The 20472-nt window shown below is 60.5% G+C and carries 16 protein-coding genes and 1 tRNA gene; 11 read left to right on the top strand and 6 right to left on the bottom strand.

Annotated features, from left to right (window positions below; all coding sequences use genetic code 11):
* The first annotated feature begins 60 nt into the window (after positions 1-60).
* From BKY27_RS20005 to BKY27_RS17720, 6 genes are all read left to right on the top strand, one after another.
* Positions 61-714: a hypothetical protein gene (locus tag BKY27_RS20005; RefSeq protein WP_146636295.1), complete on the top strand. Its 654-nt coding sequence runs from the start codon at positions 61-63 to the stop codon at positions 712-714.
* Between the two features lie 87 nt (positions 715-801).
* Positions 802-1662: a hypothetical protein gene (locus BKY27_RS17740; protein WP_071675821.1), complete on the top strand. Its 861-nt coding sequence runs from the start codon at positions 802-804 to the stop codon at positions 1660-1662.
* Positions 1663-1875: 213 nt separating this feature from the next.
* The gene (locus BKY27_RS17735) at positions 1876-2598 is read left to right on the top strand and encodes an outer membrane protein (RefSeq protein WP_071675820.1); all 723 of its coding nucleotides are present in this window, start codon (positions 1876-1878) and stop codon (positions 2596-2598) included.
* A 159-nt stretch (positions 2599-2757) separates the two neighbouring features.
* Positions 2758-3405, top strand: a complete 648-nt coding sequence (locus tag BKY27_RS17730) for a CatB-related O-acetyltransferase (RefSeq protein ID WP_084668027.1) — start codon at positions 2758-2760, stop codon at positions 3403-3405.
* A 108-nt stretch (positions 3406-3513) separates the two neighbouring features.
* The gene (locus tag BKY27_RS17725; RefSeq protein WP_071675819.1) at positions 3514-3804 is read left to right on the top strand and encodes a hypothetical protein; all 291 of its coding nucleotides are present in this window, start codon (positions 3514-3516) and stop codon (positions 3802-3804) included.
* 80 nt (positions 3805-3884) lie between these two features.
* Positions 3885-3960, top strand: a tRNA-Trp gene (locus BKY27_RS17720).
* A gap of 89 nt (positions 3961-4049) precedes the next feature.
* On the opposite strand, the gene BKY27_RS17715 is transcribed toward BKY27_RS17720, so the two are convergent.
* The 4 genes from BKY27_RS17715 to BKY27_RS17700 all read right to left on the bottom strand — a co-directional run bounded on the left by BKY27_RS17715 (position 4050) and on the right by BKY27_RS17700 (position 11313).
* Positions 4050-6749 carry a hypothetical protein gene (locus BKY27_RS17715; protein ID WP_071675818.1) on the bottom strand — a complete coding sequence of 900 codons (2700 nt, stop codon included), beginning with the start codon at positions 6747-6749 and terminating at the stop codon, positions 4050-4052.
* A gap of 136 nt (positions 6750-6885) precedes the next feature.
* On the bottom strand, positions 6886-7899 hold the full coding sequence (locus tag BKY27_RS17710) for an NAD-dependent epimerase/dehydratase family protein (RefSeq protein WP_071675829.1): 1014 nt from the start codon (positions 7897-7899) through the stop codon (positions 6886-6888).
* A gap of 162 nt (positions 7900-8061) precedes the next feature.
* On the bottom strand, positions 8062-10551 hold the full coding sequence (locus BKY27_RS17705; protein ID WP_071675817.1) for an FG-GAP-like repeat-containing protein: 2490 nt from the start codon (positions 10549-10551) through the stop codon (positions 8062-8064).
* A 150-nt stretch (positions 10552-10701) separates the two neighbouring features.
* Entirely contained in the window at positions 10702-11313 is a 612-nt protein-coding gene (locus tag BKY27_RS17700; protein ID WP_146636294.1) for a hypothetical protein, read from the bottom strand.
* Between the two features lie 89 nt (positions 11314-11402).
* Here BKY27_RS17700 and BKY27_RS17695 point away from each other — a divergent pair, with 89 nt between their 5' ends.
* The 5 genes from BKY27_RS17695 to BKY27_RS17675 all read left to right on the top strand — a co-directional run bounded on the left by BKY27_RS17695 (position 11403) and on the right by BKY27_RS17675 (position 18365).
* On the top strand, positions 11403-13283 hold the full coding sequence (locus tag BKY27_RS17695) for a polysaccharide biosynthesis protein (protein WP_071675828.1): 1881 nt from the start codon (positions 11403-11405) through the stop codon (positions 13281-13283).
* Positions 13284-13401: 118 nt separating this feature from the next.
* Complete coding sequence (locus BKY27_RS17690) at positions 13402-15561, top strand: YjbH domain-containing protein (RefSeq protein WP_233491887.1); 2160 nt, start codon at positions 13402-13404, stop codon at positions 15559-15561.
* Positions 15558-16232 carry a YjbF family lipoprotein gene (locus BKY27_RS17685; protein WP_158514999.1) on the top strand — a complete coding sequence of 225 codons (675 nt, stop codon included), beginning with the start codon at positions 15558-15560 and terminating at the stop codon, positions 16230-16232. Before BKY27_RS17690 ends, BKY27_RS17685 begins: the two co-directional genes overlap by 4 nt.
* A gap of 92 nt (positions 16233-16324) precedes the next feature.
* On the top strand, positions 16325-16657 hold the full coding sequence (locus BKY27_RS17680; protein ID WP_071675814.1) for a hypothetical protein: 333 nt from the start codon (positions 16325-16327) through the stop codon (positions 16655-16657).
* Between the two features lie 217 nt (positions 16658-16874).
* Positions 16875-18365, top strand: a complete 1491-nt coding sequence (locus tag BKY27_RS17675; protein ID WP_233491886.1) for a mannose-1-phosphate guanylyltransferase/mannose-6-phosphate isomerase — start codon at positions 16875-16877, stop codon at positions 18363-18365.
* A gap of 20 nt (positions 18366-18385) precedes the next feature.
* On the opposite strand, the gene BKY27_RS17670 is transcribed toward BKY27_RS17675, so the two are convergent.
* The gene (locus BKY27_RS17670; protein WP_071675812.1) at positions 18386-19045 is read right to left on the bottom strand and encodes an ABC transporter ATP-binding protein; all 660 of its coding nucleotides are present in this window, start codon (positions 19043-19045) and stop codon (positions 18386-18388) included.
* A gap of 10 nt (positions 19046-19055) precedes the next feature.
* Positions 19056-20135 (bottom strand): capsule biosynthesis protein, encoded by a 1080-nt coding sequence (locus BKY27_RS17665; RefSeq protein WP_146636293.1) that lies wholly within the window; start codon positions 20133-20135, stop codon positions 19056-19058.
* Positions 20136-20472: the final 337 nt, after the last annotated feature.

Genomic DNA, 20472 nt, shown 5'->3' with positions numbered 1-20472 from the left:
ACATCTCGGTAGTCACACAATGGCGAATCCTGCCATAACAATATCAATCACTTAGTCGATTTGCTGTCGAACTTGGGTGGCCAAGGCGGAAACGGCGCAGCAAATGCCGGCGTTCAGGGCCAAGGTGGCCAGGGCGCACAGAGCGGCCAGGGCAACCAAGGCACGCAAGGTCAGGGGCAAGGTGGCCCGGGCACGGATTCTGACGGTCAGGGTCCGCAGGCCGGTGGCCCGTCTGACAGTGCCGGTGGCGGTACGCCGCCGTGGGCGTCGGAAGGCATTCCCGAGGTTGAACTCGGTCGCCTGAGCGTTGCACGCTCTCCCGATCATGTGCTGGACCGCTCCTATGATGAAGCGATGCTGACGATTTCCAGCATGGCCGATTTCTACAACCTGTCCCTCGACGACATGGTGACGGAACTGTCTCTCAACTGGGACGATCTGACCATCATCGACTCGCCCTTGCAGAACCTTGCGATCTTCCGCGACGCTTTGGACGGCAGCATCGACCTGAGCAGCTACGGGATCACCGCGGATGCCTTTACGATGATGGCCGTGACCCTTGGCGTGGCGTCGGACAAGACCGTTCCGGTCTCGCCGGACACTGCCTATGCTGTTTCGGTCATTTTCGAAATGCCGCTGACCGAGGCTGAGGCTACTGCATTGGCCGCCGCCGCCGAAGAGATTCGCATCGCGGTTCTGGCCGGTCACGGCTGAGCCTGCACGAGCCCGCCGCCACCTTAGGCCCCCATCTCGGGGGCGGCGGGCTCGACCCCAAAAAGCATGTTTCGGCAGGAGAACAGGATGAACACATTGTACGTTGGAAGAACCACGCTGAAGGTTGGATTGTCGGCCATCGCTGTTGCAGCGGTTATGGGCGCGTTTTCCCTGACGGGTCTGACGCCATTGGGCGCACAGCCCGCGATGGCCCAGGCTGACGCTGGTCACGACGATGGTGGCCACGACGGTGGTGCGGGCCAAGGCGGTAGCGGTCAGGGCCAGGGTGGCCAGAACGGCCAAGGCGGCCAAGGTGGCGGTGGTCATGATGATGGCGGCCATGAAGATGGCGGCCACGATGCCGGAGGTCATGAAGCTGGCGGTGGCGAAGGTGCCGGCGGCCAAGGTGGCGCGGGCAACGGCCAAGGTGGTCAGGGTGAAACCGGCCAAGGCAGCGGCGGCACCGGTGCCGGTCCCGAAACCCGCCCGGCTTGGGCCGGAGAGGGCATTCCGGAGGTCGAACTTGGCCGCCTGAACGTCGCCCGCTCGCCCGAGCATGTTCTGGACCGCGCCTATGACGAGGCTCTGGCCAGTTTGACGCCCGAAATGCGCGACTTCTACGGCCTGTCTCTGGCCGAGATGCAGGATCAGTTGGTGAACAACTGGGACACCCTTTCCTTTATCGACTCGCCTTTGCAGAACCTTGCAATGATGCAGGCGCTGTTGACCGGCGATAGCACACCCGCCGATCTCGGGATGAGCAATGACAGCCTGTCTCTGGCATCGCTGATGCTTGGGGCGGCCTCCGACAAGACGGTTCCGATTTCGCAAGACACCGTTGTCGCGGTGACCACGATCCTGGGAATCGAGCTGACGGCGCAGCAGATGGCCGATCTTGCGACGTCCGCCGAGGCCATCAGGCAAGCCATCCTGGCCGGTCACGGTTGACCTTTTTGCAACGGCGGCACGCCCGAAAGAGGTTTGGCCTCTTTCGGGCGTTGCCTATGTCTCGATCGGCACCGTATATGTCGACCATACAATAATGGGACCTTGATATGTTTGTCGGAATCAACAAATTGGCGGCCCTGCTCTCGGTCGCTCTCGGTCGCTCTTGTCACGATTGCCTTGCCGGTGTCTGCGCAAGACGCATCCGCGCCCACGATGAGCAGTCAGACCGCCAGCGTAACCTACGGCCCCTATGGCCGTTTTGCTTTGGGCTATTCTTCGAACAGCTACGACAATGCCCATTGGCAGAACGGGGCGGGCGATCCGGTCATCAACTTCAACTTCGGGGATGACAACGGTGGCTTCGGCGAAGTCGCCTTGGGCTATGACTGGCAGAACGGAATTCGCGGCGAGCTGGCCTTTGCGCGGTTTGGCGATGCCGACGCCGTGGGCCCCTGTGGGTCGGCATCCAACGGCTCGGCCTGCAACACGCACGCCAATATCACAGGTGGCTCGATTTCCAGCACCACCATCATGGGCAATGTCTACTACGCCCCGATGGAGTTTTCGGGCAACAATTCTGTCTTCCAGCCGTTCCTGACCGCAGGCGTCGGCGTGGCGATGAATGATGTCGGCGTCTGGACCCGCACCGCAAACCCGGGCAACCCGACCCTGCGACCGGTGCGCAGCTTTTCCAGCAGCACGGAAACGTCCTTTGCGTGGTCGCTCGGTCTTGGGGCGTCGTGGCAGGTTACGCGTCCGGGTCAGCATCCGGTGATTTTGGAAATGTCCTATCGCTACTTTGACCTCGGTGAAGCACAGGGTGGCGCGACCCCGCTTCCGGGCAATGATGCCGGGACTCCGCTGACCCCGTTGACCTATGACAACACCCGGCAGGTCATCAGCATCGGCGTGCGCATTCCGCTGCAACGCCTCTGATACGCTTGTTGCCAGGGTTTGCGAAAGGGCCGCCTTTGGGCGGCCTTTTCTTTTTGGCGCATTTCAGCTAGGACACCCACGCAACCAATGGAGGGTGACATGGACAAAGCCGCGATCTGAACCGTTTTTCCGTTTTTCAGATTTCGAAAGGCTTGCGCCATGCATGACTCCTACCCGTCCCCCGATACCTTTCATCCTGTGCCCCTGCCCGATGGCAGCGTTCACAAGGGTACCGTTTTCCTTAAAGCCGCCATCGACCACCCGAAGTGGGAGATCGGCGACTACACCTATGCCAGCGCACATCACCCGCCCAATGACTGGGCCTTTCACCTTGCGCCCTATCTCTACGATTTCTCACCAGAGCGTCTGGTGATCGGAAGGTTCTGCCAGATTGCCGATGGGGTGACCTTCATCACCGCCTCGGCCAATCATCGCTATGACGGGTTCACCAGCTTTCCCTTTGCAATTTTCGGGGGCGGCCCTGCTGCGGGCCGGGCATCCATGCCGCAACCGGGGCCCGATACGGTGGTGGGCCACGATGTCTGGCTGGGGCAGGGGGTGCGGGTCTTGCCCGGGGCGCGTATCGGAACCGGCTCGATCATCGGGTCCGGGGCCGTGGTGGCCGGAAAGACCCCTGCCTATTCCATTGTTGCGGGAAACCCTGCCAAGGTGCTGCGCCGCCGGTTTTCCCAAACGGTCATCGACGCGTTGCTGGACCTCGCGTGGTGGGACTGGCCAATCGACCGCATCCTGAAAGCGGAAGATGCGCTTTGTTCCGGGGATCTTTCCCTGCTCAAGGGGGGGTGACGGGCCGGTTGGCGGCCCATCACCTTTGGATGAGGACAGCGGGCACCCGATGGTGGCCCCGCTGTCTCCGTGTTATGGTCGCTACACCACAACGAGGGGATTTTCCCGATGATGTCACGGTACCATCTGTCTGTCGGCCTGATTGCTGCGATGACACTTCTGCCCTGTGCAGCGCTTGCCGATGGCCAACCGAATGAACAACTCGTTCGCTCGGTCGAGCGTGAGTTGCCCAACTATGTTCAAGGGGTGGATGTCGACCAGCTTTCCGCAGTCCAGATCGCCGCATTGCATATGGCCATGGGGCGCAGCCGCGGGCATTCCGAGATCCGTGGCGAGGTCATGTCGATCATCGGTGGGCTGGACGTTCTGCTGTTCGGACGCAACCTCAGCTTCCCCTGATGCGCCGTCAGAAAGCGCGGAAAGGTCTGCAAACGGGCCTTGATCTCGCTCGGCCTATGTCGTAATCGCTCCTCCAGTCTAGGGGTGTAGCTCAGTTGGTAGAGCAGCGGATTCCAAATCCGCAGGCCGCGGGTTCGAGCCCTGCCGCCCCTGCCATTTCCCAAGACCCCAAGGGCAAACCTTGGGGTTTTCTTGTTCGGGTTGGGTTAGAGACGATTGCAAACCTGTGTCTTCCCCCCTGATACTCAAATGATCTGTATGCTGTTGAGTGTATCGAGCAGGGTGGTGTCTGAGAAGGTGTTGAGTGTCAGGGAGTTGCCGTTTCCAAGGTCGAACACCATGTCGTTGCCCTGCTGAACGGCCAGCGCGAGCATTTCGTGCACGGTTCCTGCCCAGATCGACGAGTCGATCTGGATATGGTCGTAGTAGAAGTCCTCGATCACATCGTGGCCGCCGTTGAAAACAAAGGTGTCGCTGGTCGCCCCGCCGCGCAGGGTGTCGTCGCCGAGCCCGCCATCTAGAGTGTCAGCCCCGCCCCCGCCGTTGAGGTAGTCATTTCCTTGCCGTCCGAAGAGCTGGTCATCATTCTCACGCCCGAACAGACGGTTGCTTGCCTGATCGCCGAACAGCACGTCGTCGTAGGCTCCGCCGGCAAGATCCTCGATGCTGACATAGACATCTCCAGCCGCTTCGCCGGTGTTTCTGCTGGGGTCGGCGAGATCTGCGAGGATCGCGGTCTGACTTTCGGAATACTGGGCCCGATCACGGTGGCTTCCGCCATCAAGGTGATCGCCGCCGACCCCGCCGAATAACACGTCGTCGCCGACGCCGCCCTCCAATGTGTCGGCACCGCGACGGCCAAAGATGTAGTCGACATTTGCCATGCCCTGAATGTGGTTGTCGCCAATGGTCCCGCGCAGGTTGTCGAAACCGCGAGAGCCGATCAGGTGCTCGACGCCTTCATAAGTGTCGCCCGCGGCGATGTTCGTGTTGATCTGCGGGAACCAAAGATCGACCCGCAGCGACCCGTAGGACCCCTCGTAAGAGACCGTGTCCTGCCCGCTGCCGCCGATCAGAACATCGGCCCCAACGCCGCCATTCAGCAGGTCGTCTCCGACGCCCCCGTCCAGCGTGTCATTGCCGTTGTTGCCGTTGATCTTGTCGTTTCCGCTGTCGCCGATCAGCAGATCGCCCCCTGTTCCCCCGTTCAGAACGTCGTCGCGTTCGCCGCCAATCAACGTGTCATCGCCGCTGCTGCCGTCGAGATGGTCGTCACCGCGGTTTCCTTCCAGATAATCGTTGCCGTCGCCGCCGTCGATCGTGTCGTTGCCGTCCGCGCCTCGGATCGTGTCGCGTCCCGCCAGTCCGGCCATGATGTTGTCATAGACATTTCCGTCCAGCAGATCGGCGCCCGGCCCGCCGGTAAACGTGATCTCTGGCGTGCCTGCCTCGGGGGGAACGGCTGGCACGCGGGTCAGCCCCAGCGGGGTGCTGTCCATCACATCGTCCCATGACAGAGGCAGGCCATTGTCGGAGTAAAGTCGCAGCTCTTCGTCGCCATATGTGATCGTCGCGCCGTTCTGGAGCTCTTGAAAGCTGATCTGTTGCAGATTGCGCAGCATTGGCCATCCGGTCAGATCCAGACGATCTTCGTTCGCGGTGAAATCGCGGATCTCATCGCGGGCGCCGTCGGCCTCCATCACGAAAATATCGGTCCCGGCGCCCCCGAAGAGCGTGTCACGCCCCGCTCCGTCCATCAGCACATCATCACCGCCATTGCCTACGAGCCGGTCATTTCCGGCCCCGCCAAAGATCACATCGCCGGTATCGCCGCCTTGGATCGTGTCATTCCCGGCCCCGCCGAACCGGGTTGGACCGGTGGTCCCCGGCGCTGCCGACATCTGCGAAATGCCGGTTTCCGTCGCGCTGCCCACGAAGATCTGCAACTGCCCGTTCTGTACCGTTGCGCCGATGGCCGAGACGTTGGCGAGCGTGGATCCAAAGCCGTCCGGCATGGTCGAGTGGTGTAGCAGCCGCCCACCGGGCAGCAATTCGAACATCGACAGCCCGTCGTCGGCACCTCCAGCCAGAACGAAGATCCTGTCGCCAAGGGTAACGGTGTCGATCGCGGTCACATGCTGAAATCGAGTGGTGAGATCGTCGATGATGTGGTCCGAGGGGGAAAGAGAGCCGTCTTCGTTCATCCGCAGGACACTGAGCGAGGAACTGTCCCGCGCGGCCACCACAACATAAGTGCCATCCGCCGCCGTTACGTGATCGAAGGCGCTGATTCCCGCGACGCCAAGGCCCTGTTCGGCACCGCAGGAGCCGCGCTCGACGAGGCTGCCGTCGGCGAGAACCTGATAACTTTGAAGCTGGGTACCGGCGGCGTTGGCGGTCAGGAGATAGTCGGTGCTGCCGGATTTGGCCTGTGCCAGCCCTGAAATCGGTTGCGCGGCGGTTCCCAAGGCGACGGCGCTGAGAGAGCCCGACGGTTCGATACGAAACGCTTCCAGGCCGGGGCTTTCGATGTTGGTGTAGTAGAGGTAGGAATTGCCGCCGATTCCGATCTGAACCAGCCCGTCCATGGCATTGGCATTGGCGTTTTGTGGCAGGGTCCGGGGGGGACCTGTCATATTGCCGCTCGCGTCCAGCGCGTAAAGCCGGGACATGGCGGCCTGTGGTGACAGGCCAAGGGCGTAGTCTGTCGCCCCCATTGTCAGAAAGGCAAGGCTGTCGGTGTCGCCTGCAACGGTCTGGCTGTCTCTCAGCGACGCGGAGCCGTTCGCGGCGACGGCAAAGACCGAAACCTCACTGCCCGACCGACTGGTGGCATACAGCACCCAGTCCCCCGACGCGCTTTGGCGCAGGTCCAGATCGCTGATTGCCGTCAGAAACTCCGGCACTTGACGCTGAAGCAGCGCCACAAACTGCAGACTCGCCATACCCGGCCCCATACCCCTACGGAGCCCCCACCATGCGAAGGAGAATGCGCGGGCAGCATTAACGCCGCTTTGGGGATTTGTGGCGGGCCAGTGGCGCTTGAGTCCAAATTTTGGAAAACCCGCACCAGCCGGCCGGTCAGAGTGCGTAGTAGTCGCGGAACCACGTCACGAACCGGTCCACGCCCTCGGGCACGGATGTCGTGGGGCTGTAGTCGGTCAGTCGGCGCAGCAACGTGGTGTCGGCCCATGTGGCTGTCACGTCGCCGGGTTGCATCTCCATCAGGTTCTGCTGTGCTGTTCGTCCGGTCGCAGCCTCGATCGCGGCGATGAACTCCAACAGGGGGACCGGTGCGGCGTTGCCGATATTGACGATCCGGTAGGGGGCGACCGGCGACAGGCTGTCGCCTTCCGGGATTTGCGCCGCGTCGGCAGGGCGTTCGGGAACGGCGTCGATCAGGCGCAGGATACCCTCGACCAGATCATCCACAAAGGTGAAGTCCCGCTTCATCTTGCCGTGGTTGTAGACGTCGATGGGGCGGCCTTCCAAAATGGCGCGGGTAAACCTGATCGGTGCCATGTCTGGGCGCCCCCACGGCCCGTAAACGGTGAAGAATCGGAACATGGTTGTCGGCAAATCGTAGAGATGGGCATAACTGTGCGCCATCGCCTCGGTCGCCTTCTTGGTGGCGGCATAAAAGGACATCTGCGTGTCGGCCTTGTCGGTCTCGCCATACGGCATGGCCGTGTTGGCGCCGTAGACCGAACTGGTCGACGCCAGCAGCATATGGGCCGGTGGATGGGCGCGGGCGGCTTCCAGCAAGCGGAAGGTGCCGATCAGGTTGGCCTCGACATAGCTTTCCGGGGCCTCGATGGAATGGCGCACCCCGGCCTGCGCGGCAAGGTGGATCACCGTATCGGGGCGGAGGTCGTCGAACAGCCCTTCCAGCAGGCCGGGGGTCTCGATCCGCTCATTCACCGCTCGGAACTGCGGTTCAGCCAGCAGCAGGGCCTGCCGATCGGTCTTTAGCCCGACATCGTAGTAATCGGTCAAGGCGTCGACCCCCACCACCCGCCATCCTTGTGCAAGCAGACGCAGGCTCAGGTGAAAGCCGATGAACCCGGCAGAGCCGGTGACAAGCGCCGTGCGCAGGGAGTGAGTCATGGGAGTTCGCTTTCGTTGTATTAAAGCCCGCCACGGCGGCGCAGGCCCTCGGACGATATCATTCGATCGTCCCTTTGCCACGGGCACAGGGGTCTTTTTGCTGGCTGGTCTGTGCCGTTTCAGCAAACAGGTTTGCTGGCAGACCGGCGCCTAAGCGAAGAGGAACTCGTCAGTTTGGAAGCCAGCGACGTTCCAATCGGCGCTTGCACTTCCGATACCGCTCCATGTCGGGTCACCATCATGCATTTCGTACATGCCCACCTGCCCCGTCGTCGTGTTGCGCCACAGGATGTCGTCAGTGCCATCGCCGTTGAAATCGCCGGTGCCCTGAATGTCCCAATCGCCCCCGGCGACCCCCATGCCGCTCCAGGTCGGATTGCCGTCGATCATTTCGAACATGCCGACCTGTCCGGTCGTTGCGTGCCGCCAGAGGATGTCATCGGTGCCGTCGCCGTTGAAATCGCCGGTCCCCGCGATCATCCACTCGGGGCCGGTATTGCTGACAAGCTGCCAAGTCGGGCTGCCGTTTGTCATTTCGAACATGCCGACCTGTCCGGTCGTTGCGCGCCGCCAGAGGATGTCATCGGTGCCGTCACCGTTGAAATCCCCGGTGCCCGCGACCAGCCATGCCGCCCCCGAGGCACCGATGGTCTGCCAAGTTGGGCTGCCGTTTGACATTGCAAACGTGCCCGTTCCGCCGGTGATGCTGTTGCGCCACAAGATATCGTCGGTGTTATCACCATTAAAGTCGCCAACCCCCACGATGTTCCACTCGCTGCCGGCCTGGCCAATGGAATTCCAGACCGGGCTGCCGGTATCCATTTCGAACATCCCGACCGCACCGCTGGTATGGCGCCACAGAATGTCGTCGGTGCCATCGCCGCTGAAATCTCCGGTTCCCTCAATGGTCCAGTCAAGTCCGGTATTGCTGATCAGGCCCCATGTCGGGCGACCATCGACCATTTCGAACATGCCGACCTGCCCATTGGTGCTGTTGCGCCATAGAATGTCGTCAATGCCGTCCCCGGTGTGGTCATGGCTGGGGTCGAACGCGCCGACCCGAACGCGCCCCGAAACGTCGGCGATGCTGGTGATTCCGGTGAGCGTGAGCGTATTGTCGACGCTGAGTGCCAACACCAGATTGCCGTTTTGCACCTGGGCCGTTGCCAAGAGCGAGTCGACAGATCTGGACCACGCCGACCGTGCGATCTGGATCAGATCGCCGCTGAAATCCTCAATCACATCCTGACCGGACAGGTAAACGAACCGATCCATCCCGGCGCCGCCATTCAACGTATCATTGCCAACGCCGCCATTCAGCAGGTCGTCTCCGACGCCCCCGTCCAGCGTGTCATTGCCGTTGTTGCCAAGAATGGTATTGTTGGCGGAATTGCCGATCACATGATCATTTCCAGAGCCAGCGGACACATTTTCAAGCACTGTGCCACGGGCGACAATGACATTTCCGATCAGCCCGCCGGTGTTCCAAAGTCCCAGATCGCCAAGGTCAATCACCTGATCGAAGGTATCGAAGCTGACATCGACGAGGTCGATGCCACCCTGATCGTAAAGCGTCAGCGTGACGGGCCCGCCGCCGTAATGGGACTGTGGATCTGATCCGGTGGCTAGGATGGTGAAGAAATCGCCCAGATATCCGCCCACGGTTTGCCCCGCGCCGTAAACGGTGTCTCCAGCCGTCTGGGACGAGGTGCCGGGGGCACCGTAAAGGGTTTGGATGGCGACGATATCGGCGGCCATCGCGGTAAGTTGCAGGGCGTAGCTGGCCGTCACATCCGTGTTCTCACTCTGCGAGAAGTAGGACATGACCGACAGTTGATAGCTGTCATTGGTAAAGGCCGCGTCGCCCGGATAGCTGGCCGACCCGTTATACGGACCTTGGTGGCCGAGGCCGAGCGCATGGCCAAGCTCGTGAATATAGGTCGACTGGCTGTAGTCGTCGTATTGCGTGCCATAAGTGTCGAGCCAGGTCGTGCTGATATTCACCGTTGCGTTCTGGGTCGAAGAGCCGAGCGTCGAATAGCTGGTGTAAGCCCCCGACTGACTGTCGTCGAACGTGATTTGGGCCGAGCCGGTGATTTCCTGAAACCGGATGTCGGCGACGGCCTCCCACGCTTCCATCGCGTTGCGGGCCAGGGCCTGCCCGCGCGAGTCGAGCGCCGTCAGGTTGGCGGTGATGATATTGCTGGACGTGGTATCAAAGCTGTGCCGCGCCCCGCCGACACTGGCCCAATAACCGTCGGTCAGGTAGGTGGCCAGATCATCAAGCGTCCCGTCATTCAACGCGGCTGCGGGCGAAACCTGAACTTGGTAGGTGCCAGTGGAACTGTTGTTGTACGCGCCGGCGCTGATGAAATAGCTCCCGCCTGTTGTCGCCGTAACCGTCACGCGGGAATCGTATCCAGCCCCGCCATCGTCATTTTCCGCAACGAGAGCACCGTTCGCGTCGTGGATGCGCAGGTAGCTGTCGGCCAAGGTGCCATTCCCGGATCCCGCTGCCAGCAGATCAATCGTGTAGCGCGCACCGCCTGTCAGCGTCACGGATACCCAGTCATTGTCGCCAAGGGTATCAAGGGTGCCGGTGAAGGTATCGCCAACGGACATCGCATTGGTCGTGGACACGGAGGCAGGCGACAGAGGCCTTTCCGGCACGCTAGCAAAATCTTGAGACGTCTCCTGATAGATACAATCAGGATCGAAAGGGCGGAAGGAAGAACAAATAGTGCACATGGCTTACCGTCTCGGATCAGCTTCAAAGATTTGGTCCGACCATTAGAGGTCATTTGTGGCAGCATTTGGGATATTGGACGCCGCAAACAGCCCGGTCACGATGGCGGGGATGTCTTGAGGCCCGAGATCCCGATCAAGCGTGCCGAAATCCATGGACGGACCGGATTGGCGCACATCCTGCACTTGCCATTCCAGGCGGCCACGGAAATGCGACGGGCGCAGGTCTTCGACGATCAGGGAGATTTCGAGTGTCGCAGGCCACGCTGCCGCTTCGGCGGCGACGGCATCGCACAGTCCGTCCAACATCTGCTGCAAAGACGGCAGGGGATCAGGGCCGTTGGAGTCGCACGAATAGGCGGGAGGGGCCGCAAGGGGTGCGACCAATGTCTCGGCCGTGGTCTGCCAGCCAATCAGCAGCAACAGGCACGCGGCCCCGATACGCGAAAAAACTTGCTGCACCTTTGCAACCCCAGTGGCGTTCATCCTGAACCGAGGATACGTCGAACGCCCAAGGATAGAAACCGCGCAACTTTGGATCGGCGCCATTCTGCTTCTGCGCTGCATGTGGCTTGTGCCAAAACTTTGATAGCTGTAGGTTCGGATTGGGCAAGAATTCAGCAGTTGGTGGTATTCTTTGCGGTAGAATTCTGCCATTTACAAGAATGCGCGCAATTGAGGTTATTGTAACGAGGGTCGCCCGTCAGGGTGGATTGTGAGTGCCCGTATATTTTTTGGATTTCATTATGTTGAAACTTATCAAGACTTTAACGCGGAGACAGAAGCGACACATCCTGCTTTTTCTCGATCTTTGCCTGATTCCGTTGGCTTTGGTTTTCACGTTTGGTGTGCAGCCTGAACCTGATGGGCCGATCCAGATTCTTGCCGATGTACTGCCGATCCTGCCGTATCTTCTGGCGATCGGTGCTGGCCTTGCAGTCGGATTGGGCATTCCGCAAATCCAACTCAACGCCTACGAGGGGCGGGCCCTTGGGAAGACAGGCCTTTTTTCGGTCTATATGGCTGTGGCCGCCGCCATCCTGAGCTGGATGTTCGGCGTCGATCTGACAGTCGGACAGTCCGTTGTCTTCGGTGTCGGTTTCTTCATGTTCTCGGTGATCAGCCGGATGGCACTCTACCAGATTGTCATGGCGGTCTACCGGCGCGACATTCCGCGCTGTCGGGTTCTGATCTATGGAGCCGGCACCACGGGCACGCAATTGGCCTCGGCTTTGAGGAGTCATGAGGGCATCGACCCGGTCGCCTTCGTGGATGACAACACTGCGCTTCAGGGTGTGCTGATCGCCGGGCTGCCGGTCTACACCCCCGCCAAGATTCAACAAATCGCGCGGGAAAGGAGTGTGCGCCGGGTGCTGCTCGCAATCCCATCGCTCAGTCAGCCGAAACAGGCGCAGATTGCTCGCCGCCTTCAAAAGATGGGGTTGGAAGTGCAGAGCCTTCCGTCCTTTGCGCAGCTTGTGGGCGAAGAGCCACTGGTCGACAAGCTGACCCCGGTGCGCCCCGCAACCTTCCTTGGCCGGGCCCCGGCTGTCACGTCCCTTGGGAAAAGCTGCGACAGCTATGCCGATCGTACTGTCCTGATATCCGGCGCTGGCGGCTCTATCGGGTCGGAGTTGTCGCGCCAGATCGTTGGCTGTCGACCGTCTCGGCTGGTTCTGTATGAGCTGAGCGAGTTCGCTTTGTTCAATATCGACCAGGAACTGCGCCCGCTTGCGACTGAATTGGGGGTTGAGCTGGTCTCGGTTCTCGGGTCGGTGACCGATCCCCGTCAGGTTCGCCAAGTTCTGCGTGAAAACGCCGTTCAGGTGATCATTCACGCGGCGGCCTACAAGCATGTGTCTCTGGTCGAGGCCAATCCGATTGCCGGGCTGGCCAACAATGTTCTTGGAACTCAGACGCTTGCGCGCGAAGCCGAGGCCATAAACGTAGAGCGGTTCGTTCTGGTCTCCTCGGACAAGGCCGTGCGCCCGGCATCGGTCATGGGCGCTTCCAAGCGGCTGGCCGAACTGGTGGTCCAAGACCTCGCGGCACGTTCGTCCGGCACCATCTTTTCCATGGTTCGTTTCGGCAATGTCCTTGGCTCATCCGGCTCGGTCGTTCCACTGTTTCAGGAACAGATCAGCCGCGGCGGCCCGGTGACCGTGACGGACCCCGAAGTTTGCCGGTTTTTCATGACGGTCCGAGAGGCCGTCCACCTGGTGCTGCTTGCCGGAGCGACGGCCAAGGGCGGCGAGGTTTTCGTTCTGGATATGGGCGAAGAGGTGTCAATTGCCCGACTGGCCCGGCAGATCATCGAGAGCGCTGGCTACTCGGTTCGAGACGCTGACAACCCCGATGGGGATATCGAGATCGAATTCACGGGCCTGCGCCAGGGCGAAAAGCTGCACGAAGAGCTGACCTTGAGTGGCGAACGGGTAACAACCTCGCATCCCAAAATCTTCTGCGCCCGAGAGGACGGCCTGTCCGAAATCGAGGTCGCCTCGGCGATTCGCGGTCTGAGAGAGGCGATTGCCAGCGGTGACGAGGGGGCGGCTCTTGCCGTTGTGGATCGATGGGTAGAGGGCCGTGATCCAGCCGACCAATCCACCTTGAAAAGCGAGGCGTGACTGCCGCCTGTCACCCGAAAGACGCGCCGCGCCAAAACCGGCCCGCACGGGGAGGCTCGGCGCTTGATCGGGCCGAGGCCGCCGTGGTCTAAGGTCCGAGTTTACAGGAGGTACCGGGTTGCGCGCAGGCTCATTCATACGGGGACATCTCAGTTCCGCCATTGCAGCGGTGGCCTTTGCATTGTTCGCCACCGGCGCGTCGGCCCAGGCCGATATTTTTGGCAATCAACCTGCCGGTCCGCGCCCGACCCTGAATTTCTATGGCACCGCAGGACTGATCGACATGCCCTCGGCAGAGGTGATGCCCGATGGTGAATTTTCGACAACCTTGTCCTATTTCGGCGGTGTCGGGCGCAATACGCTAAGCTTTCAGATAACGCCTCGGCTGTCGGGGTCATTTCGCTATTCGGTGACCTTGGACGCGAATCTCGCGGGCTTCGTCGACTACTATGACCGCAGCTTCGACCTGCGCTACCAAGTCCTGCGACAGCGGGAAGGGAGCTGGCTGCCATCTGTGTCCATCGGATTGCAGGACTTCGTCGGAACCGGGATCTATGCCGGAGAATATATCGTCGCCAGCCGCAGTTTTGGTGACACCTTGACCGTGACCGGCGGTGTCGGCTGGGGGCGGCTTGGAAGCTACAACTCTTTCGCCAGCCCGTTTTCCGCAACGCGCCCGAGCTTTGTGGCTGGCAGCACGGGCGGACAGTTTTCGGTTGACCAATGGTTCCGCGGACCCGCTGCCTTCTTTGGTGGCGTCGAATGGCAGCCGACCGACCGGCTTGGCGTTGTTGTGGAGTATTCATCGGATGCCTACACGACGGAAACCGGACAAGGCGTGTTCCAGCGAGAGTCTCCGCTCAATTTCGGTGTCACTTATCAGGTGAACCGCTCCACCCGGCTTGGGGCCTACTATATGTATGGCTCCGAGGTCGGTGTTAACCTTGCCTTCAGTTTCAACCCGAACCGTCCTGCCGTGCCGATGACCCATCGCCCGGTGCCGCCGCCGATCGCAATCCGCCCCGATCGCGAGACAAGCCCCGATCTCTGGACCACGTCCTGGGTTGAAGATCCGCGATCGCGTCCTGGTTTGGGCGGGCGCCTGGCAGAGGCGCTGGATGGCGAAGGGCTGGACCTGATCGCATTCAACCTACAGCCCCACGACGCCGAGATCCGCATCGAAAACACCCGTTATACCGCCATCGCACAAGCGCTTGGCCGGGCTGCGCGGATCATGGCAGAGATTCTGCCACCCTCGGTCGAGGCGTTCCAGATCACGCTGATGGATGATGGGCTGGCAATTTCCACGCTTCATGTGCGTCGCTCTGACCTTGAAGCGTTGGAACAGCAACCGAATGCCGTTGAAGCGTTGCACACGCTTGTTGGCCTGACCGCAGCAACGCCGACCCGGGAAGATGACCTGGTCGAGGGGCTTTATCCTCGGTTCGACTGGTCTCTGCGTCCGTATACGCGGGCCAGCTATTTCGACCCGGACAACCCGATTCTGATGAATGCGGGTCTGCGCCTGCGTGGCTCTTACGAATTCCGGCCGGGCTGGCGTCTCGATGGGTCTTTGACCTACCGGCTGGCCGGCAATCTCGATCTCATGCGGGTATCGACATCGTCCTTGCCTGCGGTTCGCACCAGCGCCGGCTACTATGAGCGCAACGACGGTGTCGCGCTGGAGCGTTTGACCTTTTCGCATGCCACAAGCCTTGGCAACGATTTCTACGGGCGGCTTACTGTCGGCTATCTGGAACGCATGTATGGTGGTGTTTCGGCTGAATTGCTCTGGCATCCGGTGGCCAACCGCCTCGCCCTCGGTGCCGAGGTGAACTACGCCATGCAGCGCGACTATGATATGGGCTTCGGGTTCCGTGACTACAGCGTCGTGACCGGCCATCTCTCTGCCTATTACCAGCTTGGTGACGACTACCTGGTGCAGGTCGATGCCGGGCGCTACCTGGCAGGGGACTGGGGCGCGACGCTGTCCATTGACCGCGAATTCGCCAATGGCTGGCGCGTGGGGGCGTTCATGACGCTGACAGATGTCTCGGCCACCCAGTTTGGCGAAGGGTCTTTCGACAAGGGGATCAGGTTTTCGATCCCGATCTCGTGGTTCACGGGGCAACCTGGTCGGCGCAGTCTTGGCACTACGATTCGCCCGATCACCCGGGATGGCGGCGCGCGCCTGAACGTGCCTGACCGCCTGTACCAGCGGGTGCGCGAAGGCCACCAGGACAGCCTTGACGATCAATGGGCGAGGGTCTGGCGATGAAACATATCCTTGCCGTTCTTGCCCTGCTGACCCTGACCGCCTGTTCTAGTGGCGAACAAGGCGCCTTTGGCGCAGCCTTTCAGCAAATCCGGGGCAGTTTGTTCAATCGGGGCGCGGACGAGACCGCGCAATTTACAGCGACCCGTGCCTCGCTGCGCGCAGCCGGGATCGAGCGCCCGGTTTTGGTGGTGCGGGCACCCGATGTGGACATTTCGGTCGGCTTACTCGAATACGAGCAAACCGGCGGCGTCACGATCTGGCGTAGTCTTGACGGAAATACCGTCAGCACGGCGTCGGGCCTTCTACGCAACACCCGCGGATTTGGGACCGATCTGCACAGCCTGGATACAGCCCCGGCAGAATCGGCGCTTGCCAGCGGTAACGACGCCGAATATTCCCGGGTGTTCAGGGCAGTAGACGGCGAGGGCGTCCTGCACCGCGCCCGACTCTATTGCCGCCTGACGCAAGAGGGACGCGAGCAGGTCGATGTCCTCGGGCAGGGCTATGACTCTGTGCGGTTCAGGGAAACATGTCGTGCGGATGGGGTGCCGAATCCGATCTTTGAAAACCTGTATTGGCGCGGAGTCCACGGACAAATCTGGAAATCCCGTCAATGGGCTGGTCCGGATTTGGGCTACATGACCCTGGAGCGCGTGACTCTTCAGCAATAGTGCAAAAACAAGCCGATGTGCCATTCGTTTCATTGATCTGAAACTTGCGGCATGATACCACAAATATCAGGAATGTATTGGAGACTGACCCGATGAAACTTTACAAATCTCTTTTTGCTGCGGCGGCCCTGTCGGCCCTTGGTGTGACCGGTGCCTCCGCAATGACCGTCGCCCAATGCACGGAGGTTGGCGGCAGCGTCGACCTGGCGGCAGCAACCTGCGTCCTGACCGCGTTGCAGGAAGAAAGCGCGCGTGCGCTTGGCTATCTTCCGGCCGCTGAAGGTGCCGGAACCGCAACCGCTGGCCTTGGTGGCGTGACCGTCAGCGGCGGCGCAGCCGCAGCCGCGGGTGGCCTTATCCTGACGGCGATCCTGATTGGTGACGGCACGACCGGTACGACGACTACCACAACCACCACCAACTAATCTGCGACTTGCGGATCAATTGACCTGATTTGAAAAGGGCCCCCACTTTCTGAGGGCCCTTTTCCATGTTTGGCAGTGGCGGTCTCGGTCGTAGGCCATCCGTAATATGCAGCAGTCTCACCGCAGGGGATTGATGCGAAACCGTATTTTCTTCTGATACAAGCCAAAATGTGGTCTAGTTCTTTACGGACAGTGCGCCCGACGGGTGTGTCGGCCTATGCCCGAAGGCCAAAAAACCAGAGGCTTGGCAATGACAACAACAGTCCACCCCCTTATCCTGTGCGGCGGATCCGGTACCCGGCTGTGGCCGCTGTCTCGCAAGAGCTATCCAAAACAATTCGTGCGTCTCTTGGGTGAACGGTCCTTGTTTCAGGACTGTGCATTGCGTCTTTCTTGTTCCGGTGACGGGCTCCACTTCGCCGCCCCAACGATTTTGACCGCGGTGGATTTCCGTTTCATCGTCACTGAACAGTTGCAGGAAATCGGGGTTGACCCCGGTGCCGTTCTGATTGAACCAGACGGACGCAACACCGCGCCCGCTGTGCTGGCTGCGGCCCTGTTCATTGCCAAATCTGACCCCGATGCGCTGCTGCTGGTGGCGCCTTCGGACCACATCCTGCCAGACGCTGAAGGGTTTCGTCAGGCCGTAAAGCAGGGCGTTGCCGCCGCAACAGAACAAAACCTGATGGTGACCTTTGGGGTCACTCCGGACAGACCGGAAACGGGCTACGGATATCTGCACCTTGAACAGCCTCCACACGAGAACGGCGGCGCTCAGCGACTTCGGCGTTTTGTGGAAAAGCCAGATATTGAATCGGCAAAAAAGATGATGGCAGATGGCGAATACCTGTGGAACGCGGGGATATTCCTGTTTGCGGTGAAAGACATAATCGCGGCTTTCGAACGCGATGCGCCAAACCTGGTTCCTCCGGTGCGACAGAGCGTTGACGCGGCAGAGCCAGATCTGGGTTTTCTGCGTCTCGACCCTGTGGCTTGGGAGAAAGTCGACGATATTTCAATCGACTATGCCGTGATGGAGAAGGCCGACAACCTCGGTGCGGTTCCCCTGTCCGGGGGGTGGTCAGATCTGGGAAATTGGACCTCGGTTCATGAGCAGAGCCATCCGGACGGAAACGGGGTTGCCCTGTCCGGACCGGTCACAGCCATCGATTGTTCGAATTCCCTTCTGCGCTCGGAAGCGTCGGATCAGGAATTGGTTGGCCTTGGTTTGAATGGAATCATCGCCATTGCCATGCCAGATGCCGTTCTGGTGGCTGACGCCAGCAGGACGCAGGACGTCAAGCTGGCGGTTCAGCGCCTGAAGGCCAAGGGAGCGAAGCAGGCAGATACTTTGCCGGTTGATCACCGGCCCTGGGGGCATTTCCAGACCCTGATCCTCGGCGACAGGTTTCAGGTCAAACGGATCGTGGTGAAACCGGGTGCTAGCCTGAGTCTGCAAAGCCACCATCACCGCTCGGAACATTGGATCGTCGTTGAAGGTACCGCAAAGGTCACGGTGGACGACGAGATCAAACTGGTGACTGAAAACGAGTCCGTCTATGTGCCGCTTGGCGCGGTGCATCGCATGGAGAATCCAGGCAAGCTGGATATGGTCCTGATCGAGGTGCAGACCGGTGGCTACCTTGGGGAGGATGACATCGTCCGCTACGAGGACCAATACGCACGCAGAAAATTCGCAAAGACCTGACAGCCGGTCGGGGACGTGAATCAGCGGTGTGTCATGTTTTCCAGATGGTGGGCGATGGCCTCCTCCACATCTTCGTAGAAGATCGCACGCCCATGCTCCAAAACCACGCCAACGTCACACATGGCGCGTACCTGTGGCATGCTGTGGCTGACCATGAAGGCCCCAGACGTCTTCATACGCTCCTGAAACAGCGCCTGACTCTTTTGCTTGAACGACGCATCCCCAACCGACGTCACCTCGTCGACAAGGTAGGTGTCGAAGGGAATTCCCATCGAGACACCAAAGGACAAACGAGATCGCATTCCCGACGAATAGGTGCCGAAGGGAAGATAGAAGCTCCTGCCAAGTTCCGAGAAGTCTTCGACGAATCGTGCAAGCTCTTCGGTTTCCACTCCGTAGACCCGGGCGATGAACTTGGTGTTCTGGTAGCCGGTCAGATCTGGGTGGAAGGAGCCGGCAAACCCGACCGGCCATGAAATGGTACCGGTTGACAGGATTTGCCCTGATGTCGGTGCCATCGCGCCGGAAAGCATCTGCAGCAACGTCGATTTACCGGCACCATTGCGGCCCAGGAGCGCCACGGAAATATCTGTCGGAAGGCAGACATTGAGGTTGTCGATGACCACCTTGCGCTGGCCTTTGACGACGAACTCCTTTCGCAGGTTTCGAAACTCGATCATCGCGGGGCCCTCAGCGCCGATCCCTCAGGCTGTAGGCCACCAGAATGACCACAGACCAGATCAAGAAGGCGAAAATCGCAATGATTGTCAAAGTCATGGGCCGATCCGGGTATTCTGATGTCTGCGCAGTCGTCGGTCGCATGTGAGCTGCAAGATACCGGCTTTGTCGACGGGCATCGTTGCGAGCGGAGTCGTAGCCAGCGAGAGCCGCGGTATATGCGCGTTCGGCAAACTCTAGGTCGACCCGAAGGCGTTCGTATTCCCCAACCAGATCAGCGAAGGCAACGCGACCATCGCCAGCGGTCCCGATCACCGATCGTTCGGCGGCGATCCTGTCCCGAATGACCGAGATTCGGCGCTCGGCTTGAGAAATTCGAGGGTCGTCGTCACGGTTTGTGGTGTCGCGCAGTATATCCAGCTCGATCAGCGCTTCGGCAAGTTGGCCCTGCAGATTGTTCACCAGCCCCATCTGTCCAGCAGTATCGGCAGTCGGATCGACCGTCTGATTGTCGTTGCGCCACTGCGCAATCGCAATGCGAGCCTCCGAAAGACGCTGCTCGGACTGCTGCAAATCCTCCCGTGCATAACTGATCGCATCTTCGCGCGCGATGGCCGAGAGCTGGTTGATCATCGCGCTGCTTTCCTCGAAAATTAGCTGCGCGATATTGCGGGCGTCCTGTGGATCAAAGGCGAGAACCTCGATGTCGATAAGCCCCGAATTGTAGCGAACCCGCACCTGTCGTTCCCAATGCGCGACCAGATCTTCGATCGATCCGGGCGCGTGGTAAGCGTAGATCGGGTCGACCGCCGGATCGACGCGGGACCAGATGGAGCGGAGGTCAAGTTGTTCATCCACCCGTTCTACCAAGTCCTGACTGGTCAGGAATTGGTAGAGAATATCGGTATCGCTCGAACTCGATCCGGACATGCTGGTCAGACCGCCAAGGATATCCATCGCGGAACTGGCGTCCTCCGTGCGAACTGAAAATCCGACGCGCGAGATGTATTGATCAGCCGCTCGCGCCCAGAGGTAGAAAGCCGATATGCCGATTGGAAGGGCGACGAACAGAATGAAGGAGAGCACCAGCATCCAGTGCCGCGACCGCCAACGTGCGCGCGGCACGACCGGTGGGGGCGGAGGCAGTGTTTGTTGGCCCGGCTTTGTTTCGGCACCAGTTTGTCCGGTCAAAGTTTTGGCCGCCTTGTCTTGTTTTGGGTCTGCTTGACTGTCACTGCGCTGGTTTGGGTCTTGTTGGGCCTGGCTATCTCCTTTGCCCGACGTAACCTGGTTGTGTGATGCCACCTGCGCAGGCCGTCCATCTGTGCGCCCCTGATCTCCTTGGCCTTGGGGGGCGTTTGGGCTCTTTGAGGGGCGCTTGGGCGATGTGACTTCGGCCGCGGCGGCCGACCGGGACGGCTCAGTAGGA

It is taken from the genome of Nioella nitratireducens (assembly GCF_001879715.1).
Classification (GTDB): Bacteria; Pseudomonadota; Alphaproteobacteria; order Rhodobacterales; family Rhodobacteraceae; genus Nioella; species Nioella nitratireducens.
The sequence above is the reverse complement of the archived record's forward strand: the minus strand, read 5'-3'. Positions and strand labels throughout refer to the sequence as shown.